This window comes from Desulfosporosinus acididurans (genome assembly GCF_001029285.1).
GTDB classification, from domain to species: domain Bacteria; phylum Bacillota; class Desulfitobacteriia; order Desulfitobacteriales; family Desulfitobacteriaceae; genus Desulfosporosinus; species Desulfosporosinus acididurans.
The window spans coordinates 144295-162555 of sequence record NZ_LDZY01000002.1 but is presented as its reverse complement, the minus strand read 5'-3'; the positions used below and the strand labels follow the sequence as shown (position 1 = coordinate 162555).

The window sequence follows — 18261 nt, the reverse complement described above, 5'->3', positions numbered from 1 at the left end:
CTATCTTTCGTTACACTACACGCAAGATAGTTTCTAATCTTCTATTGATTAATTCCATATCAAAATTTCTAAACCCTTGGCTCTTAGCCCAATTCTGCATCGTTTCATAGTCAATATGGTTCGGATCTGCCATGATTTTTAAAAATTCCACATATCCCGAAATGCCCCCTACATCTTCCGGTGGTGCGTTACCTTCCCCCATTAAGCAAACCGGATAGGTTTTATTATACTCAGTATTTATACCTCGAATGGTAATTTCATGCTCCCAGTTGTCGCCGTAGTCATAGCAATAAGTTATTTTATAAGGCTGCTTGGCATATTCCGAGAAGTAGACCTCTGAATCTAAACGCATTGGACAGTCCGGCCTTGGCTCAAAAACTTCCTCAAATTCACTAATCACCTTTAAAATGCACTTACTTGTCTCATCAAAGATATTAAAATCATACAGATGATAACTTTTCCAACCGAAAACTGCTTGTAATATGCTATGAAACTGTTTGAACGTAATATCTATAGGAGTAATGACTCGTCTCCAAACTGTGCGCCTATCTAAATTCAGCTTGACCATTATATCGACTGCCTCACACTTAACGATTTCTTCCCCGGCAAAAAGCTTGAAATCCCTGTATAAAAGAGCATGGGGGTAGGTATAATCAGATTCCTGGGGGATTTTCATGAGATCATTATTCATCCTTTTGGCAACATTGGTCTGATAAAGTTCCTTTGTTTCTAAGCGATCATCGAATATGTTTACCTGTTCACAGGCTTTATTGAGACGAGCAACATATTTAGCACCTCTGGTCTTAGAGAAAACTAACTCTTCAGCTGCTTCCAAATACCTTTCAATGATTTCGCTCTTTATTTTCTCGTCTCTCAAACAATTTCCGATTCCTTGAATAAGTAACTCCTTGATGTGTTTGAAATCGTTTGCTTTCAAACCATGCAGAACAAATCCATAGCGATTGCTGTCATTGACTGCGACAAGTGTCTTTCTGCGCTTCACCGTGATTAAATGCACACTCCAACAAAATAAATCGTTTTCTTCAGTTCCCTTCCCAGGTACTATCCCCATCTCGTCACTTAGTTTTTTTGTACAGCATATTTGCATTTTTTCCCTCCTAAGTCCAAAAACTTAATCCTATATCTATGAGACGAGATTCTACGCCTTTCTAGATGTGCGCTTCGCTATGCTGCACGGTTTATATCCTTCCTGTGTACAATTTACCAAGCCTCATTCCCACAAGAGCCGCGAGCTCTTTTATTGTGGTCACTCCCCTGGCAGATAAGGCTGATAATAGGACATTGCCACAGGCTATGGCATCTTTACATCTTGCGCTTTAATTCCATGGATTGAGACATTCAAGGGGTCAAAATAATTATACCGGGGATGAGGTTTTATAAGCCAATAGTTAGTATCGACAATCTGGCCTTCTTCTAAAACTGCAATTCCAACCGAGCAGGCACTGCCAATAAATCCATTCGCAGTTTCAAAATCTATGCACACGGCTCTCATTGGACTCTCCTCCTATTTCTTCTCCTACATAATTTCTGCTTTTTTCTACTAAACCCTGCTGCAGCTATTGCTATTTCTTACAAAATGCATAATTAACGACTTAAAGATAACCTAAGAAAAGCAGGCAAAACAAAAGGGCTGACGTGTTGCCTGCACGCCAGCCCAGCAGATTATCTAACCAAGCGGTTAGCCCGAATTATAAGTTCTTCTTCATTCTTATTCTTTTGCTGAATAGTGCTTTATCGCCTCTTCAACATACTGATTCAATGATTTGCCCTCTATCAAGGCCCTTTGTGCTGCCTGTTTATGAAGCTCAGGGGTTATTCTTACGTTAAAGCTGCCTTTATACGTCTTTTCAGGTTCTTTACCGTTCAAATTGCATAGTTCAAGATAATCCTCAACCGCTTCTTCAAATGCTGACTTTAGTTCACTGACACTACTGCCTTCATAACTGATTGAATCATTTATACCTTCAATCTTGCCATAGAAAATCTCGTCTTCTGTGCTGTAATGCACTGAACCAATATAGTCTTTGTATATCATCACGTCTTTCATAATCAAACCACTCCCTGACTTTTCAACTCTTCAATTAACTGCTCAATTTGATATTTCTTCAATATATTACCTGGATGCGGTCTATGAAGTCTTATAATATGTCCTGTTTCCCAGTGGACGAAAGCAACCCTCGACCCCGAAGTACACCCCCTGTTATCTTCTTTGTAACCAAATTTTGCTAACAGACTTCTTGCTTCATCATATTCAAAGTCGATAGGTCTATTAAACAATCTCTCTATAAGTTTATCTCTTTTACTCATTGTGCACCTCTTACCTTAACTATATTATCAAAGATCAAAATATGCAACTAGATATTAGTTGCATATTCCTTGGCGTTATTAACTTAGTGAGCTGCGCCTTCCGTTAGCATCTTGCGGTGAACCTCCTCGAGATGAGTACCCGACCCGATCATAGCAAAACAAACTAAGCGCCGGGAAATACAGCGCATCTATCTTAAGTTTAAAGTTTACAGTCATGATCCTCTGTACATTAACGATCAGGTCTTAGAGCTATACCTATTTAACCTCTTCACGTCATTGTCCGTTCCACCGTAGTTAAAGAATGCAATAAAGAGCCTCTATTTAAAAGAATCAGCGGTAGAATCTTCTGCATAAAAACAATCCAGCGTCTGGAATTTACAAATGATAATCTTCCTAGTGCTGAAGCCAGCAATCGTTCCCTCTCGGTATACACCTGATAGCCCTTGAGCAGACCGGCTTGAGCCGCCAGTCACACAACCGTCACTTTTTTGCTGTAAACGTCCTGAGGTATCCTTGATAACAAAGCTTTAAAACGATCTTCAAAGGAATACTTCTGGTGGGCTTGGGCCACAAAGTCCAAGTATGCTTCACAAATACAAGCATTAGTTAAATATCAGCAAAAAAGCATCTCGTAAACAGATGCTTATCATTGATATATTCAGTTTGAAATAACAGATAATACAATCTAATGGCTCTCATAAACCAGAAATAGGTTCAGCAGAGTTTAGACTGTTGAACCTATCTCTAGTTGTAAATTTTCTCTTACCCAGTGTCTGTTCAGATGTTGTTCATCTTGCAGTTACACTACCGGATCTGTATAAGTATAAGCTGGAGGTCTTAAATTTGTAAATTCTTGTCCTTCAAGGTTTTGATATATTCGTTGCCCCAAATTGCCAATTCAGCTAACACTTTTTTAAACTTTATGCCTATATCACTTAAAGAGTATTCGACCTTTGGTGGAACTTGCGGATATATCTTTCTTTCGATCAATCCATTCTCTTCCAAAGTGCGTAACTGTTTCGTCAGCGTTGACTGGGTTAAATCAGGCAACTGCCGCTGCAATTCTCCAAAGCGCATGGTTCTTTGACCGAGATGGTAAAGGATAAGCATTGACCATTTACCCGAAAGAACCTTCTGTGCTGTTGTATAAGGGCATTTCCCAAATAAATCGTTCTCTGTTTCCATAATCTCCTCCCAATAGTATCTTTATGAATACTATATATCATAAACAGTCGTACTTGCAATTTCAAGACTTTTATTATAAATTTATTGTATAAATTTGAAAGGGGATAACTTATGCAAGAGGTTTTGGATTTTTTGAAAAAGTGCCAGACATATTACTTAGCAACCCTGGATGGAGATCAGCCACGAGTCCGTCCCTTCGGGACCGCCAACATTTTTGAAGGAAAGCTCTATATTCAGACGGGTAAGGTAAAGGACGTTGCCAAGCAAATCATGGCCAATCCCAAAATTGAAATTTGCGCTTTTAATGGCCAGGAATGGATTCGTATCCAAGCCGTTGCTGTAGCGGATGAACGTGTTGAAGCAAAGCAAAGTATGCTTGACAGCTATCCTTCACTTCAATCCCGGTATTCTGCAACTGATGACAACACGCTGGTACTGTATTTGCAAGATGCCGTAGCTACGATTGCTTCCTTTGCAGGCGAACCCAAAGTTATTAAATTTTAACTGTTAATTGAAGAGCCTGAAACTTCAATAAGCCACCGTTTTTCTGTGAACGGTGGCTTATTGTCGCATTGTTTTCTGATGACCTTTCATTAGATCTCTATTTCGCTGGGTTCACTATCTGACGATACAACTTGCCATTCCTGTTCATCTTCGTTAAAGTCTGCTATTTTCTCAATTGGCATTTTCATGTACTTGCCCCAAGCTGCAGCTGCAATCTCCCCATTAGGCAATAGTATTTCCCCTGTCCCTTCAAACAATCGTTTAGAATCCTTAGTAATTCTGCCCACGACCCTTAACTCTTGATCCAGGGGAATAGGCTTTTTATATTTTAAATTCAATTCAACAGTAACTCCCCAAATCGTTTCATCCTGGATCATGATAGCTCTGCCAATCGTTTCATCCAAGATTGCTCCGGCAATTCCGCCATGTAATCTTCCTGGATAACTTTGATGTTCGTCGAGGGGTTTAAAGATGGCAATCAATTCATTCATGTCGGTTTCGTAAAAAGAAGCTTTTAATCCGAGGTCATTCTTTAAGCCGCAGACTAAGCATTTCTTACAATTTTGTTGTTTTTTAACGACTTTCTGGTTCATTGTTTTTCCTCCACCTTTAGTCCCACCACGATACTTGCAATGGATTTCTGTCCACCAATCGTTTATAAGTATACTTTGGAAAGCCTACTAACAATCCACCGGTGACGACCCTGTTTTCCGGCAGCTTCAAAATATCCAATAATGGTTTATACTTGGCAGAGGCGCACCCTTCAAAGAATCCCGCCCAACATGTTCCCAATTCAATAGCAGGTGCATAGAGTTCAGCATACGCAAGTGAAAAATGTGTATTATCACGTCCGCGGGGTTGAAAGTTCTTTGAAGTTATAGCCACGATCAGACACGGAGCGTTTCGTAAAATAACATCTTGACCGGTTTGGCGATAGGTGTCCACTACTCCAGTATAATACTGTGCCCATGCAGAACCACTTTTTACCTGCTCTTCCATCCAATCAACTGTAGCAGCCGTTATTTTGCGCAGCGTTTCAGCGTTATCAATAACGAGATAAGCAACACCTTGAGTATTGCCTCCGGTAGGTGCCAAGCGCGCGATATCAAGGAGCTGCACTATTTTTTCCCGTGGTACAGGACTTTGTTTGTAGCGGCGAATAGATCGTCGGGAACGGAGAAAGCGAGCCGCCGTGTCGGCGTCAAGGACAGGCACATTTTCAAGCGGCAACTGTTTGGCAAGTGGTGCCTTCACATTGTCCATTGCCGCCACGGGACATACAGCCACGCAGTGTCCACAGGCAATACAATTCCGATCTGTGGCCTGTGGCACTTGATTCTCCATTATGATACATCCAGAAGGGCAGACTTCTGCACAGAGTCCACAGCCGATACATTTCTCTTGGTTAACTTGAATTAGATCCATGTTCATCACTCCAACTTTCCACTTTTTCTAGTCTTTTTGCATAGTCTTTATGCACAAAAATGACCATTCGTTTAGAATTTCCAGCGGAGGAATAAGCCAGATGGATTGCGTTTCAAATCCAGAAGCTGGGAACGAAGGGTATGAAATCAGATCGAATTCATAATCGATTGGTAATCGGATAAACCTCTAGCTTTAAGTTTTTCTACAATATCATTGACGGTAACCACATCTGCAAACTCGTCATCAGTAATGGTTATCTCGAATTCATCCTCCAGATCCCCAATAATCATCGACATATCTACCGAATCCACAAATAAGTCTTCCCATAAACGGCTCTCCAGGGTTATCTTTCTCTTCTTCTTTTGTAAAATATGATTTAAAGTGAACAGTACTCTGTCTTCCATTTTAGTCACACACCTTTCCTCAGCGATTATGTAACATAGTGTTGGCTGATTCGAATTCTAATTCGCCTCTTAAAACCAAATCAATTATGGTACAATTTCACAATGAATGTGTAATTATTATTTTATCCCGCCTGGGTAAACTTCTTAATCTTAGCAGCAAGGCCGCTTAATACTAACCGTCCTTCGACAAGGTGTTACAAGTATTATAGCATAATCCTCCAACGAAAAGATGAATCTTATCTCCGCCTATTCACCGGGTTCAGGCCCTCTCCTTTGAATGATTGCGTTAAAAACTCTGAGAAAGACGCCAGTCAGTCTCCAAATCTGATTGGCGCCTAAATACGTTTTACTTCTTACCGGATACAGTCCTATACGGCCAGCGTATTATACCGCCCAAATTGTAAACATTAGAGTACCCAAGCTTTAATAACATCTTTACAGCAGCTTTACTTCGATTTCCACTCCTACAATAAACAAAAATAACAGCTTGCTTGTTTGGTAGCTTTTGGCCGGCTTCTCTGGCCAGCACGTTCAAAGGGATCAAAGTGCTTCGTGGAATGTGGTTCTCGACATATTCTCGTTCGGTCCTAACATCTAGAAGAATGATATCCTTTTCAGTATCCAGCCTCTTTTTTGCTTCCGAGGGATCAATCCGTAATTTATTTACTTCTTTGTCTGAGTACTTGCCGTACAGCCAGATTATTATTACTCCAACTATAATTGATATAGTTATTGTCGGATTCATACTCTATCCCCTTCCCCTTTAAGATAGTAATAAAGATGCCGATATACCCTTATGGGGTATATCGGCATTGTAGGTCAAAACATCAATTTTGTCAATCAAAATAATCTCATCATCATCATGCTAAACATCTTATCCATGAAACCCTTCTGAATGTTGACCTTTTCCCCATGTCTGTAGCCCCATTGGAAATTATAAACGATGCTATGGCCTTATCTAAATCCTGCTAAAAACGAGAAGCTGGCTTAAGTATTGACTGAAAATTACGACGCGTATATAATATAGTTGTCATAACAACTGAGGTGATAGTCGATGGAATTTAAATTAGAGGATTCATTGGGATTTATTCTAAATAAGACGAATACAAAACTTAAAAATAAGTTATTTCAACGCTTTAATGACTATAATGTTACGCCAGAACAATGGTCTGTACTTAACTGTTTATGGGTCCAAGAAGGCCTGACCCCTAAAGAGTTGGCAGATATCATCTTTAAAGATAAACCAAATACTAATCGCATTCTTGAAAAATTACAAATGAAAGATTTGATTGTCCGAAAGCCTCATCCAGTCGATAAAAGAGCTTATCAGATCTTCTTGACAAAAAGTGGCTGGGCATTAAGAGATGAGTTAGTTCCTAAAGCTATGCAATTACTAGAGGAAGCTACTATAGGAATAGAAAAACAGAAAGCAGCAGAATTGATAAAAGTATTAAATCAAATCTATGATAATCTTAATTAGCTATTTTTTATCATTATAGTTGTTATGACAACTATAACGATAATTGGCTTTGGTTATAGTCTTAAGCACTATCAATCGGTAGTGGTTTATCTTAGCAAGGAATAACCTGAGCTCTATAACCTGACGGATTAAGAATAAGGAGGGTCACTATGAAAAGTAAGATCGCCGCTGCTATTAAACTTAAGTATCAACCTGTTGCCGTATTTCGTTCGGACTCTAAGCCAGAGGGAGCATTGCAGTTTAAGGAAGGGAAATGGGGTTGCGCGATTTCTATGTTAAATGCCGCAGCCAAAGGTCGTGTTGCTGCATTTGATAACAAGACTACGACATGTAGTGGCGGCAAAGTCGGCTTAGGTTTTCAACGGTTTCAATTAGGTTTTATTGAATATTTCCTCTCAACGGGCGGTGTAGGCGGCAGAGAAGGAGAATTCTACAAAAAAAGTCCTGAACTGGCCGCAAAATTTGCCGCTGAATTACCGGATGTTGAGGCAAAAACTTATCTTATTTTTAAGCCTTTGGCCGAATTAGCTCAGGACGAAACGCCAGAAATCATAATCTTCCTAGTAAATGCCGACCAACTGTCCGCTCTGGTACAGTTCGCCAATTACGATAAACCAACCCAAGACAATGTTAAAATAGAATTTGGTGCTGGTTGTCATCAGTCTGTACTATATCCTCTGGCACAAGCTGAGGAGAAAGAACCAAAGTGTGTTATAGGGCTAACCGACCCCTCAGCAAGAAAATATGTAGACAAGGATATCCTTTCATTCAGTATTCCCTATAGACGATTTTTAGAGTTAGAAGAGCAGGTGGAAGAGGGTTTTTTAACCAAAGAAACATGGCTTGGCATAGCGTCACGAATTGAATAGTATCTTACAGACCAGCGAAAACCGGATTAAGATCAATTATTAAATCGGGTAAGGCGCTTAAGTTTATTTTTTCTTCATCTGAATAAACATCCGGCCGTCCATAACGCTTATTGTTCTGTAAGGTAAACACGCTCACGAACTTACCATCCGGTTCAATGATCCAATATTCTTTAACCCCGGCCTTTTCAAATTTATTGAACTTCAAAAGCTTATCTATCCTTGCCGTTGAAGGAGATGATATTTCAATAATCAGGGTCGGAGTACCATAATACCCGGTACCTTTTAAACCGGCATCATCACAAATGACGAGAAGATCAGGCTGACATACAAACGTTGTTTCTTCGTCTTCTTCATTTAATTCAGGTATCCTTAAATCGAAAGGAGAAGAAAAAACTCTACAAGGCTTATTCCGTAAGTATTCACCAAATTGCAACATTAGTTCACTGGATATGGCTTGATGCTGCCATGTAGGAGCAGATTGCATATAAGGCACGCCATTAATTATTTCCCATCTTTCTCCATCGTTCCAGGTAAGATAATCTGCATAGGTATATTTTTTATCACTACTATGCTGAATTATTGACATTAAAACTCACCCCCGTAATATCAACTATTCAATTATCTAAATCGCCATGAATTATTACCATATTATAACACATCATAGGTAGAGCCTCAAAAAGCAAATTAAGCATCAATTTTTGTCACAAAGCTCGGACAGATTACGTAAATTATTCTAGGAAATCTTATCTTCTGTCATCTCAGATGAAAGGAGATGGCGGGCATGTATCCTTGGTGCTGGGGTAATAGAATCTTTGGCTACAGATGTTGTTATCCTTGTTATTGCCGCCCTTGGTATTGGTAGGATTATCTGATGAAACAGCCCCTAATGCCGTTCGGCATTAGGGGCTGTACTTATCCAGTTCTATTGGTTCCTATTACTAAAGCCAATTATCCTTCACTCATGACCGATAACGAAGTCATCGTTAGATAAACAAATTTACGTTGGAATCCTCTGCTTCACCTAAATAATAACCGACTCCGCCAACTTTAATGCCATCGAGTAATTCCTCTTGGTTGATTCCCATGACATCCATTGACATTTGACAGGCTACTATCTCTACCCCATTGCACATTGCGGCCTTGATGAGGTCTTCGAGGGAAGAAACGTTTTTATCCTTCATAACTTTTCTGATCATCTTTCCGCCCAAACCCAGCATATTCATCTTCGATAGCTTAAGGCGTTTGCTTCCTCTCGGCATCATCATACTAAACATCCTATCCATGAAACCTTTCTGAATGTTGACTTTTTCATGTTTGCGCAGGATATTTAGACCCCAAAATGTGAAAAACATCGTTACTTTTTTCCCCATAGCCGCAGCCCCATTGGCAATTATAAAGGATGCTATGGCCTTATCCAAATCTCCGCTAAAAACGACCATGGTCTTATTGTCCTTTAAGGTTGCCTCTGCCGGTTCTTGCTTAAGCGGGTCCTTTTGCGTGCCCTTTTTGATGAAGGCTGAAATGACACCCCCAGCTTTGCCCACATCGATCAACTGATTATTAGTTCTTTTCGTCCAAGCTTTAATATCCTCATAAAAACCCGGATCAGATGCCAGAATTTTGAGTACCTGGCCCTGCTGTAACGTGTCCATAGCGGCTTTTACCTGCATCAATGGTCCGGGGCAGCACAACCCGCAGGCATCAATACTTTTATCAAAATACCCCTGAGGTTTATTCGCCTCGCCGGCTCCCGGAGCGGGCTGCCGACTCTCAGAGTCTAGGTTTTGAGGCTGAGATTCTTGCAGGGAGACAGTTTTATAGCCACCGGTAATATTTAATACCTTATAGCCATTTTGGCTCAAGATCCTGTCGGCAACATAGCCCCTTAAACCTACCTGACAGTACCCGATGATCTGCTTGTTCTTATCGAGCTCACCCATTCTGTCTCTTAGACTATCCAGAGGAATGTTAAGAGAACCGGGGATGTGCCCATTACTGAATTCCTCTTCCGTTCGCACATCGAGAAGGATTGAATCTGTAAGGTCAGGCAGCTCTACATCCTTCCAGGCTACCACATGAGTTCTTCCGGACAGAACGTTTTGAGCTGCAAATCCCGCCATATTGACAGGGTCTTTGGCCGATGAGAAGGGCGGAGCATAGGCTAATTCCAATTCTGCTAAATCGTCTACCGTGCCTTTTAAGCGAATGACGGCAGCAATAACATCGATCCGTTTATCAACGCCATCGTAACCGATTCCCTGCGCTCCCAATACTTGGCCTTGATCATTAAAAATTAGTTTCAGAGTCAGCTGTAAAGCAGCCGGGTAATAAGATGCGTGAGCCACAGGATGAACGTAGACGACCCGATAAGGCAGATTTGCTTTTTGCAGAGTGCGCTCATTGGCTCCTGTGCTGGCCGCCGTTAAACTGAAAACTTTAAGGATCGAGGTTCCCTGAGTGCCTTTGTAAATCGAATTCAAACCCGCAATATTATCGGCAGCAATTCTTCCTTGCTTATTTGCCGGCCCAGCCAATGGAACAGCCGTCTTTTCTCCCGTAATAAAGTCGACAACCTCTATAGCATCTCCTACTGCGTAAACTCCTTTGACATTGGTTTGCATTCTTTCATCAACGACGATATGACCTTTAGGTCCTAACTTTAAGCCCGAGTCTTTTAGAAAAGCAGTATCTGGTGCTACTCCGATGGCTAGAATGACGAGATCGGCAGAAACCATTTTTGTGCTGCTCAACGTTACTTCGATTTGGCTTCCAATTTCTTTAAAGGCTTTAACGCCGTCTGCCAAGATAAGACCCACGCCATTTTCGACTAATTCCTTTTCAGCCATAACCACCATGTCTGAATCAAACGGTGCCAAAATATGGGGAGCGGCTTCAACTAAAGTAACCTTCAAGCCTCTCTCGACCAAGTTCTCAGCCATTTCAACCCCGACGAAACCTCCGCCGATAACTATGGCACTATTTATGCCCTTGTGATCAACATAGGCCTTAATTCTGTCTGTGTCCGGAATGTTTCTTAAGGTAAATATCTTAGCGCTTTCTATCCCCGGAATATTCGGCCGGAGAGCCTTGGCTCCCGGTGAAAGGACAAGATCGTCATAAGATTCTTCGTAAATCCCTTGCCCCTTACTTCTGACGGTAACCAGTTTCTTTTCCGTATCGATACCAATGACTTCACTATTGATCCTCACATCAATGTTAAATCTTGCTTTCATAGCCTCAGGAGTTTGGACGAGGAGCTTCTCTCTTTCCTTAATGGTTTCACCGATATAATAGGGAAGACCGCAATTGGCGAAAGAGATATAGTCATCTCTTTCAAACAGGATGATCTGAGCCTTTTCATCAAGTCTTCTTAAACGCGCAGCAGCTGAGGCCCCTCCGGCTACTCCACCAACTATGAGTACCTTTTTTGACATAATAATATTCCTCCGTATAAGTTAGTTACATAATTTTAGTTTGCTCAATTGAATGCAAACAGCTGTCGCCAATTCTATTCAGGCTCTACCTGTGAAAAAATGAACTTGAATTGTTTATATTATATCCCCCGGGGGTATAGGGTGTCAATGGGAAATAAATAACAAAGTATTTACCGAAAACCACCTCATTAAGTGAGGTAGTTGTATTGTTAATTTCCATTATCCTTTATCCCGACGCTTTGAAATATTATTCGCTTCGTTAAGCTCTCAAACAGCCCTGCAAAACAAAGAACACCCTAGGCTTAAGGCGTTCTTTGCGCATAATGAGTCTATGTGCAGTATCTCTCCCCGAAATTATATTTTTGACTTAACTGCTTTGAATACCCCTGATTGCTATTCATTACTTAGCTATTGCTTTTCTCTTTCTTGTCAATGAAATTATTCAGCCTATAATAACCCCATGTAGCTGCTGAAAACCAAATTGTAAAAGCAATCAAAGGAACGAAGAATCTATCATAACAATAAAAGACACCCAAACTTATCACAAGGTTTGTGTATATAATGCTAAACATTATGGCAACCACCATATAAATGTAGTTCAAAGGTTTATATTTTGGCAAAAAGTAAAAATATAAAATAAAAAAAATCCCCCACGACACAGGCGAAAAAATTTGAATACCCTTATATCCAAGTGGGCCGTGGTCATACCATCCATATAATCCGGCTAATTTTCCAAGCATATGGAGTATAACTTCAAAAACACCGCCAAAGATAATTCCGTAAATCGATAAGCGCTGGATATCCTTTCTTGGCACACAAACTAATAAAATCACTGCAAATACTGCTGCATACAAAGGATAAATAAGATACTTTGGCATATTAACCACCATCACTATTCTTTTAAAATTAGTATTGGAATGATGGCAATCTTTAATACATTAAATTAACATTTGAAGCCCCGATGTTCAGCTTTAGCTGAACGAGTTCACTTTTTCCCCGATATTCTGCCCCCTGCTTTCTAGAGGGATGGTATTTTGCATCGGCCCGTAAAAAAAGACTGCGGTTAGCAGTCAGCATTTCTTTCTTCATAATTAATTTATTTCAAATAAACCAAGTCGTCACTTCTTCAACTGAAGCAATTGTTGGCTGAGGTGGATTTTGAGCAGGATATCCAATTGCACAGCCATCCAATCCATACTCACCCTTAGGGAGGTTTAACAAGCCGCAAAACTCGCTGTCCTGCTCCATTTGGCTCGTTATTGATACCAGATGGAAGCCAAGTCCGAGCGATGCAGCCTTTAACCACATATTTTCCATACAGTAGGATATGGATTGATGCTGTACATCCGGAATACCTTTCTTTTCAGCAACAACTATATAATATGGTGCGCTGCCTATACCTAAGGGGCCTTGTTGTGCGGTCATTTCTAAACGTTTCAGAAATCCTTGACCTTGAGTTTGCAGAAATGGATTGGTATCCATCTGTGACTTGAATTGTTCGGCAAGGACAGCAGCCTTCTTTCTAACAATGTTCGCTAGTTGAGTAAGGAGCTGATTATTACGAGAAATTACAATAATTTTGCGTCCATCCTTTCCGGTGTTAGCTAAGGCGGCAAAAGGTGCTAAGATACCTGCTTGAATAATTGCTTCGATATCCTCTTTAGCAGGTGTTTCAGTAGTAAACCTACGAATTGAACGGCGGGATTTCAAGACTTCATCCAAATTTTGATTGCTAGGCATTTACTATTCCTCCTTGGGCCTTATTTTACTTTCAGTGTCCGCAGGTACGTCTTTGTTTCATCGCTGATCCGGTAGCTCTCAATCGCCTTCTGGATAGCTTTATTGTGCGTCCACTTCTCCAAACGCTGTTCCTGAATATACGACAAAGACGCTTCATACTGCTTGGCCAATGCCGTTGCGAAATACCAGGCGATCATCATATTGACATAGTATTCGTCCGACCGGACACCAGCCACAAGCTCAAGCATCTCTTGCCGGAAAGCGTCATCGAGATAAAAGCTCATCAGCATTCCAATCCCGAAGCGTACCGTATAGGTCCGGTCGGATAATAGCCAGACTTTGATTTTTTCGAAGAGTTCGGGCAAATGCTTTTTAAATATCTTTGGTGAAATCAAGTCACAGGTTGCCCAGTTGTCTATGTACGGCAGAAACTCGTCGACGGCGGCAACAACGGCATTATAATCCTTGATCGTTTCGATCAGGAAGCCGTGCAGGTTATTTTCCTCATAATACGCGTGCGGCAGGATTTTAAGAAACTCCAAGGCTTCCGGCCTTTTGGAAAATTCCCTGGCGAGCTTCCGCAGGTCCGGCGTACGCACGCCGATCACGGTTTCCGGGTTCACTGTCGGCATAAGTTTGCTCGCAAACTCTTTGTATTTCAGATCCTGCAGCTCGAATAGCCGATGTCGGATCTCTTCTTCAACATTGCTCATATCATTCTACCCTTCATCAACGAATGTTATAATAACCGTAACTAACTAATCAGCCTGATCACATTAACCGAATAATTGCTTAGAAACAAGCCAAGGGCTATTCGCTAGTTCATCTAATCGTAAAGCTCCTGTTTCTCCAAGTGGAGTGATTTTCCATTCGTTATTTTACCACAACAAGAACGGATTTGGAACTAATGTTCGGTAATAATTTGAGGGCGGCTATTCATCTCGCCACCTAAAGAGAATAGGAGCCCTTCACTCCGGAAAAAGATAAAATTGGCCAGGTGAATAAAATTGAACAGAAAAGAATTTTCCAATAAAGTTTATGAAATTGTCAGGGACATCCCCCCTGGTAACGTCGCCACTTATGGAATGATTGCCTTTTTAACAGGTTACCCACAATGTTCAAGAATGGTTGGGCAAGCATTGCATCATGCTCCAGATTCTTATGACATCCCCTGCCATCGGGTTGTGAATCACCAAGGTCGTTTAGTTCCAGGATGGACAGATCAAAAACGGCTCCTAGCCAACGAAGGTATCCGCTTTAAAGCAAACGGATGCGTAAACTTAAAAAAGTATCTGTGGGACTTTGTTCCAAAGACTCAAATCATTTAAAAGTGAACTCGTTCAGCTAAAGCTGAACATCGAGACTTCGGTGACGAAAAGTGTCCATAGGACACTTTCGCCGAAAGCGCCTAGCCCGTAACAAATGCTATCGCGCTAAAGGATGGACTCTCCCCCCACCGAAGCAGAGTACGGGGGAGCCACTCCCACTTACAAGAAGTGGGAGTCTTACGATGAATAAATTATTTAGCCTCTAAATAATTATAAGATTGATTTTTGCCTGGCTTCTTTCAGCCAGTTTGGATACTCACTCATCAGCAAATCATATAAGTGATCGTCAGATATCTGAGAAGGATTTTCCACACTAAAGAAATTAGCATTATCTACATATCGCCCGCTCATCGTGTCCAACTCTTCTAAAAAGGTAAAATCACTGGCGGCCAGTCTGGCAAAAAATCTTCCGCCGTTAGAAATGACATCTTTCTTAGACTTTCCTATAGCCATGAACTGCCAGAAAATTGGTTCATGAGAAGCTTCGCTAAGTTGTTTTTTAGTATAATCTCGGTCGAAAGGTGCCCCATCTGTAACAAACATAACATAAACCGGCAGACCAGATTGTTTAAATCCCGGAGCATAAAAATCCCTGATCATTTTTATAGCTTTGCCATAATGTGTTCCGCCTTCTAAGGGATACTTTTTCAAAGTTCTGCTTACAAACCCGTCAAAATTGTTGATGGACATATCTCCTGCCTCATGGGCTTTGCTGCCAAAAAGGAACAAATCTATGGACCCATCATCGTCAAATTTGCAGCCTAACGCAAGTATTTTTTCAGCAAACTCCTGCATTTTACCGCTTCTGTATAAAGAACTCATTGATCCGGATATATCAAGGCATAGAGCTACCTTGGCACAATGGCTTTCCAAGCCTACCTTTTTGAGAGATATAGCTGCCTTTTTGGCCAATGATAGGATAGCGGGAGCTTTTTGCTCCATCTTCTTCTCTAAGCTAATTTTTTTGGAAGATACTTCAGGTGCAGCAACCGAAGAATTGCTTGTCTGGAGGTCATTCTGTAATGTTTCAGCGGTTTTGACTTCCTCTCCTCCGAAATGTTTCAACAGGGCACTGAGGCCACCGTCAAAACCACTGCCAATAACATTGATACGCCAAGAATCCCTGAAATAAAGTTCAGCGAAAATTATGGCTCGTTCCTTGTTAAAATTCAGACTAGTAAAATCATATCTTAATTGTTCGCCATTCCTGTCAGCAAACGAAATAAAGCCGCTCGAAATTTGGGACATTACTCCCTCCCCATCAATCGCAGCCGTAAATACCATAGTTTTAATGGAAGTGGGAACCTTATTTAAATCGACTTTAAATCGGCCTTTACCATTACTATTTGCGATCATCTGAAGAGAATTCTCCGGAGAATTCATTTGATTGTAAAAAATCATATACCGGTCATCCGAAAGCTGTCTTTTTTCATCGAGACCGAAGCAACTAATATCGACGGTCATTGCTGAGTTTAAAGCTATCGTGACCTCGATTTCCTGCTCAGATATGTAATCTTGGATTTTTACCTTTTCTCCTTGTATTAAACTTTTCATACAAAACGAGCTCACTTCAGTTGAAGAGTATGCCCTTGCTCCTTTCTAAAGAATTCGCCGTTAATCTACCCTCTATATTTTTTTGTTAATCCTTTTAAGAAATTTCGAGCATATTTATCGCCGCACTCTTTATAATTCTTATGCCCTTCTCTTCGCAACAGAGCTCCCAGTTCTCCTTTTGTTACGATAATTCCTGTTTCGGCAAAGATATCTATCATCTCTTCACTTGTAAGGGAGAGCGCTATTTTCAATTTCTTAAGCAGGATATTATTTGGATTTTCATTGTTTTTTAGCACCGTACTTTCAGAAGACTCTGGTTTTTCATCCTGTTTTCCTCGCTTATATGTAATTAAACCATTTAAGAATGACTCTAACATACTGTTTTTGCATCTGATTCTTTCTTCCCTATCATCTGCATCTCTCTCGTTCTGCTCGTCAGCCGTATCATTATGACGGTAAGGATTTATTGATTTGATAAGCATCTTTTTTACTAAGTCTTCCGTTAGCTCAAGGCCGCCAAGCTTAAAAATCTCGACCATTTCAGTATCTCTTAAATTTAGCGCATATCTTATTCTCACTAAAATATCATTATTATCCATCGTAATCCTCCTAAATCTCCCCTAGACTATCCATTATAGCATGAATATTTGATCAGCAGAGCTGACGATACCATCACCATCAGAGAGTTTTTAGCGAAAAAAATTTTCGATAAAACATAACCTATTGACAGCCCAGCTACCAAAAGGTAACTGCCCTCACTTAACCTTCCGAAGTTTCTGCCTTAACGTATTATGCCCCTCTATTTCCATATACTAATCCAGATAATATGTTAAAGACAGAGGAGTGCGCAAAAATTATGACGATAAATCTAACAAATCCAATTACAGAAAATCTGACGATCGAACAGCTTGCGGGGCAAAATGATGATTGCTTTGGAAAGCGTACCGGGTATGAGGTTATTGCCGATAACGAAGTTTTTGCTCTTATTCCCCAAGCTGAGGAAGAAGAAACCGCTCAAATTGGCGAGATTGTAACAGTCGGTTCCTTTGGGTTACCGAGAAGAGCTCAGGTAATAAGGGTATTATCCGGCTTCGAAGACGACTATACAGATCAACGAATTATAGAAGAAAATGAAGTTATATACAAAGTTCAAGAATATACCTATAGTCAAATGGAAGGTAAAAAAGAGTGTAGTTATGAGATTAAGAAAGAGATTTTAAACTGAATATCGAAAAACTCCCAATCAACCCACCGCAAAGATTTGACCGAAACCCCTGCCTTTTTTATCAGCAATGAACGAAACCCTATTCGGGCCTTTTAGCAGCCAACGCCGGTCGTTATAGACGAGCGTTATTCTCAAACTATACCAATATTACTCCAAAATTTATCTATTAAATTGTTCACTAAAAAGCAACTAAGTACATATCTTAAGAACGTGTGTGAGTTTGCCTTCTTTTTACAAAGATTTTACACCGGTTATCTTGAGAATTAACATTATTCCTATAAAATTGATTTAGGCAATCCGTCTAACCTCTTTTAGAAAACCCCATTCCAATAATTGTTTAAGATAAGGAGGAACTATGTTTCTACATTCCTGTAAAGAACTATCCCAATTATCACATGAAATTGATCGACTTTGGGTACCCGACCTACGCGCCGCCAGTGACAAGCTGACATTTAGCACCATTAAGGAAAAAATTCTGGAAATCCTGGGGGATTTATATGGTGAAAACTCCAGAGAATTTAGACTTGTCAAGCTGACTAACTCGCCGGCCACCGTTGTCAAAGTAGTAAACCATATTATTGAGCGAAACAACCAGAACTCGCCCCATATTAATGTAGTTAACATGTAGGTTATACTAAAAATTTATAGAGTTTCAGAAATTAAAAAGCGTTCTCCTCTCACTGTTGTCAAAGTGGAAGGAGAGCGCTTCTGTTTTATTGTATTGCGGCATCATAAAATTCAGCGGCTGCTTCACAGCTGCTATTCCAAGACGAAACCTTGCCTTT

Annotated in this window: 23 protein-coding genes and 1 pseudogene; 6 read left to right on the top strand and 18 right to left on the bottom strand. The window is 40.6% G+C overall.

Going from position 1 to position 18261, the window contains the following annotated elements; genetic code table 11:
- Window positions 1–10: 10 nt before the first annotated feature.
- From DEAC_RS02830 to DEAC_RS02810, 6 genes and pseudogenes are all read right to left on the bottom strand, one after another.
- Window positions 11–1108, bottom strand: a complete 1098-nt coding sequence (locus DEAC_RS02830; protein ID WP_047808530.1) for a plasmid pRiA4b ORF-3 family protein — start codon at window positions 1106–1108, stop codon at window positions 11–13.
- 204 nt (window positions 1109–1312) lie between these two features.
- Window positions 1313–1513, bottom strand: coding sequence for a 3'-5' exonuclease family protein (locus tag DEAC_RS24100; RefSeq protein WP_242847061.1), 201 nt, complete (start codon window positions 1511–1513; stop codon window positions 1313–1315).
- A 216-nt stretch (window positions 1514–1729) separates the two neighbouring features.
- Complete coding sequence (locus DEAC_RS02820; protein WP_047808529.1) at window positions 1730–2068, bottom strand: type II toxin-antitoxin system HicB family antitoxin; 339 nt, start codon at window positions 2066–2068, stop codon at window positions 1730–1732.
- 2 nt (window positions 2069–2070) lie between these two features.
- A complete protein-coding gene (locus tag DEAC_RS02815) occupies window positions 2071–2328 on the bottom strand; it encodes a type II toxin-antitoxin system HicA family toxin (RefSeq protein WP_047808528.1) in 258 nt (85 codons plus the stop codon).
- Between the two features lie 274 nt (window positions 2329–2602).
- Window positions 2603–2908, bottom strand: a pseudogene (locus DEAC_RS24670) (hypothetical protein); the annotation flags it as partial.
- A gap of 257 nt (window positions 2909–3165) precedes the next feature.
- Window positions 3166–3513 (bottom strand): winged helix-turn-helix transcriptional regulator, encoded by a 348-nt coding sequence (locus tag DEAC_RS02810; RefSeq protein WP_047808527.1) that lies wholly within the window; start codon window positions 3511–3513, stop codon window positions 3166–3168.
- Between the two features lie 111 nt (window positions 3514–3624).
- Here DEAC_RS02810 and DEAC_RS02805 point away from each other — a divergent pair, with 111 nt between their 5' ends.
- Complete coding sequence (locus DEAC_RS02805) at window positions 3625–4017, top strand: pyridoxamine 5'-phosphate oxidase family protein (protein ID WP_047808526.1); 393 nt, start codon at window positions 3625–3627, stop codon at window positions 4015–4017.
- Between the two features lie 89 nt (window positions 4018–4106).
- Here the strand turns inward: DEAC_RS02805 and DEAC_RS02800 are convergent, their stop codons facing one another.
- From DEAC_RS02800 to DEAC_RS02785, 4 genes are all read right to left on the bottom strand, one after another.
- Window positions 4107–4610: a PaaI family thioesterase gene (locus tag DEAC_RS02800; RefSeq protein WP_047808525.1), complete on the bottom strand. Its 504-nt coding sequence runs from the start codon at window positions 4608–4610 to the stop codon at window positions 4107–4109.
- A 16-nt stretch (window positions 4611–4626) separates the two neighbouring features.
- On the bottom strand, window positions 4627–5442 hold the full coding sequence (locus DEAC_RS02795) for a nitroreductase family protein (RefSeq protein WP_047808524.1): 816 nt from the start codon (window positions 5440–5442) through the stop codon (window positions 4627–4629).
- A 146-nt stretch (window positions 5443–5588) separates the two neighbouring features.
- Window positions 5589–5846, bottom strand: coding sequence for a phosphopantetheine-binding protein (locus tag DEAC_RS02790; protein ID WP_047808523.1), 258 nt, complete (start codon window positions 5844–5846; stop codon window positions 5589–5591).
- 346 nt (window positions 5847–6192) lie between these two features.
- Window positions 6193–6591: a rhodanese-like domain-containing protein gene (locus DEAC_RS02785; protein WP_047808522.1), complete on the bottom strand. Its 399-nt coding sequence runs from the start codon at window positions 6589–6591 to the stop codon at window positions 6193–6195.
- A 309-nt stretch (window positions 6592–6900) separates the two neighbouring features.
- Between DEAC_RS02785 and DEAC_RS02780 the strand changes: the two genes are divergently transcribed.
- Both DEAC_RS02780 and DEAC_RS02775 read left to right on the top strand, forming a co-directional pair.
- On the top strand, window positions 6901–7326 hold the full coding sequence (locus tag DEAC_RS02780; protein WP_047808521.1) for a MarR family winged helix-turn-helix transcriptional regulator: 426 nt from the start codon (window positions 6901–6903) through the stop codon (window positions 7324–7326).
- A 149-nt stretch (window positions 7327–7475) separates the two neighbouring features.
- Window positions 7476–8195 (top strand): DUF169 domain-containing protein, encoded by a 720-nt coding sequence (locus DEAC_RS02775; RefSeq protein ID WP_047808520.1) that lies wholly within the window; start codon window positions 7476–7478, stop codon window positions 8193–8195.
- Between the two features lie 4 nt (window positions 8196–8199).
- Here the strand turns inward: DEAC_RS02775 and DEAC_RS02770 are convergent, their stop codons facing one another.
- The 6 genes from DEAC_RS02770 to DEAC_RS02750 all read right to left on the bottom strand — a co-directional run bounded on the left by DEAC_RS02770 (window position 8200) and on the right by DEAC_RS02750 (window position 14082).
- Window positions 8200–8781: a Uma2 family endonuclease gene (locus DEAC_RS02770; RefSeq protein ID WP_047808519.1), complete on the bottom strand. Its 582-nt coding sequence runs from the start codon at window positions 8779–8781 to the stop codon at window positions 8200–8202.
- Window positions 8782–9178: 397 nt separating this feature from the next.
- Window positions 9179–11629 carry a DsrE/DsrF/DrsH-like family protein gene (locus DEAC_RS02765; protein ID WP_047808518.1) on the bottom strand — a complete coding sequence of 817 codons (2451 nt, stop codon included), beginning with the start codon at window positions 11627–11629 and terminating at the stop codon, window positions 9179–9181.
- 404 nt (window positions 11630–12033) lie between these two features.
- The gene (locus DEAC_RS02760) at window positions 12034–12507 is read right to left on the bottom strand and encodes a hypothetical protein (RefSeq protein WP_047808517.1); all 474 of its coding nucleotides are present in this window, start codon (window positions 12505–12507) and stop codon (window positions 12034–12036) included.
- 52 nt (window positions 12508–12559) lie between these two features.
- Window positions 12560–12718 carry a hypothetical protein gene (locus DEAC_RS23455; RefSeq protein ID WP_161796408.1) on the bottom strand — a complete coding sequence of 53 codons (159 nt, stop codon included), beginning with the start codon at window positions 12716–12718 and terminating at the stop codon, window positions 12560–12562.
- A gap of 12 nt (window positions 12719–12730) precedes the next feature.
- Window positions 12731–13369: a nitroreductase family protein gene (locus DEAC_RS02755; RefSeq protein ID WP_047808516.1), complete on the bottom strand. Its 639-nt coding sequence runs from the start codon at window positions 13367–13369 to the stop codon at window positions 12731–12733.
- Window positions 13370–13389: 20 nt separating this feature from the next.
- Complete coding sequence (locus DEAC_RS02750; RefSeq protein ID WP_047808515.1) at window positions 13390–14082, bottom strand: DNA alkylation repair protein; 693 nt, start codon at window positions 14080–14082, stop codon at window positions 13390–13392.
- Between the two features lie 294 nt (window positions 14083–14376).
- On the opposite strand from DEAC_RS02750, the gene DEAC_RS02745 reads away from it, so the two are divergent.
- Window positions 14377–14697 (top strand): MGMT family protein, encoded by a 321-nt coding sequence (locus DEAC_RS02745; RefSeq protein WP_047808514.1) that lies wholly within the window; start codon window positions 14377–14379, stop codon window positions 14695–14697.
- A gap of 210 nt (window positions 14698–14907) precedes the next feature.
- Here DEAC_RS02745 and DEAC_RS02740 read toward each other — a convergent pair whose 3' ends face one another.
- Together DEAC_RS02740 and DEAC_RS02735 are read right to left on the bottom strand one after the other, a co-directional pair.
- Window positions 14908–16251, bottom strand: a complete 1344-nt coding sequence (locus DEAC_RS02740; protein ID WP_047808513.1) for a VWA domain-containing protein — start codon at window positions 16249–16251, stop codon at window positions 14908–14910.
- Window positions 16252–16316: 65 nt separating this feature from the next.
- Window positions 16317–16850 carry a YehS family protein gene (locus tag DEAC_RS02735; protein ID WP_200903079.1) on the bottom strand — a complete coding sequence of 178 codons (534 nt, stop codon included), beginning with the start codon at window positions 16848–16850 and terminating at the stop codon, window positions 16317–16319.
- Window positions 16851–17107: 257 nt separating this feature from the next.
- Here DEAC_RS02735 and DEAC_RS02730 point away from each other — a divergent pair, with 257 nt between their 5' ends.
- Together DEAC_RS02730 and DEAC_RS02725 are read left to right on the top strand one after the other, a co-directional pair.
- On the top strand, window positions 17108–17476 hold the full coding sequence (locus tag DEAC_RS02730) for a hypothetical protein (protein WP_047808511.1): 369 nt from the start codon (window positions 17108–17110) through the stop codon (window positions 17474–17476).
- A 355-nt stretch (window positions 17477–17831) separates the two neighbouring features.
- Window positions 17832–18104, top strand: a complete 273-nt coding sequence (locus tag DEAC_RS02725; protein ID WP_053006261.1) for a hypothetical protein — start codon at window positions 17832–17834, stop codon at window positions 18102–18104.
- Window positions 18105–18261 lie beyond the last annotated feature (157 nt).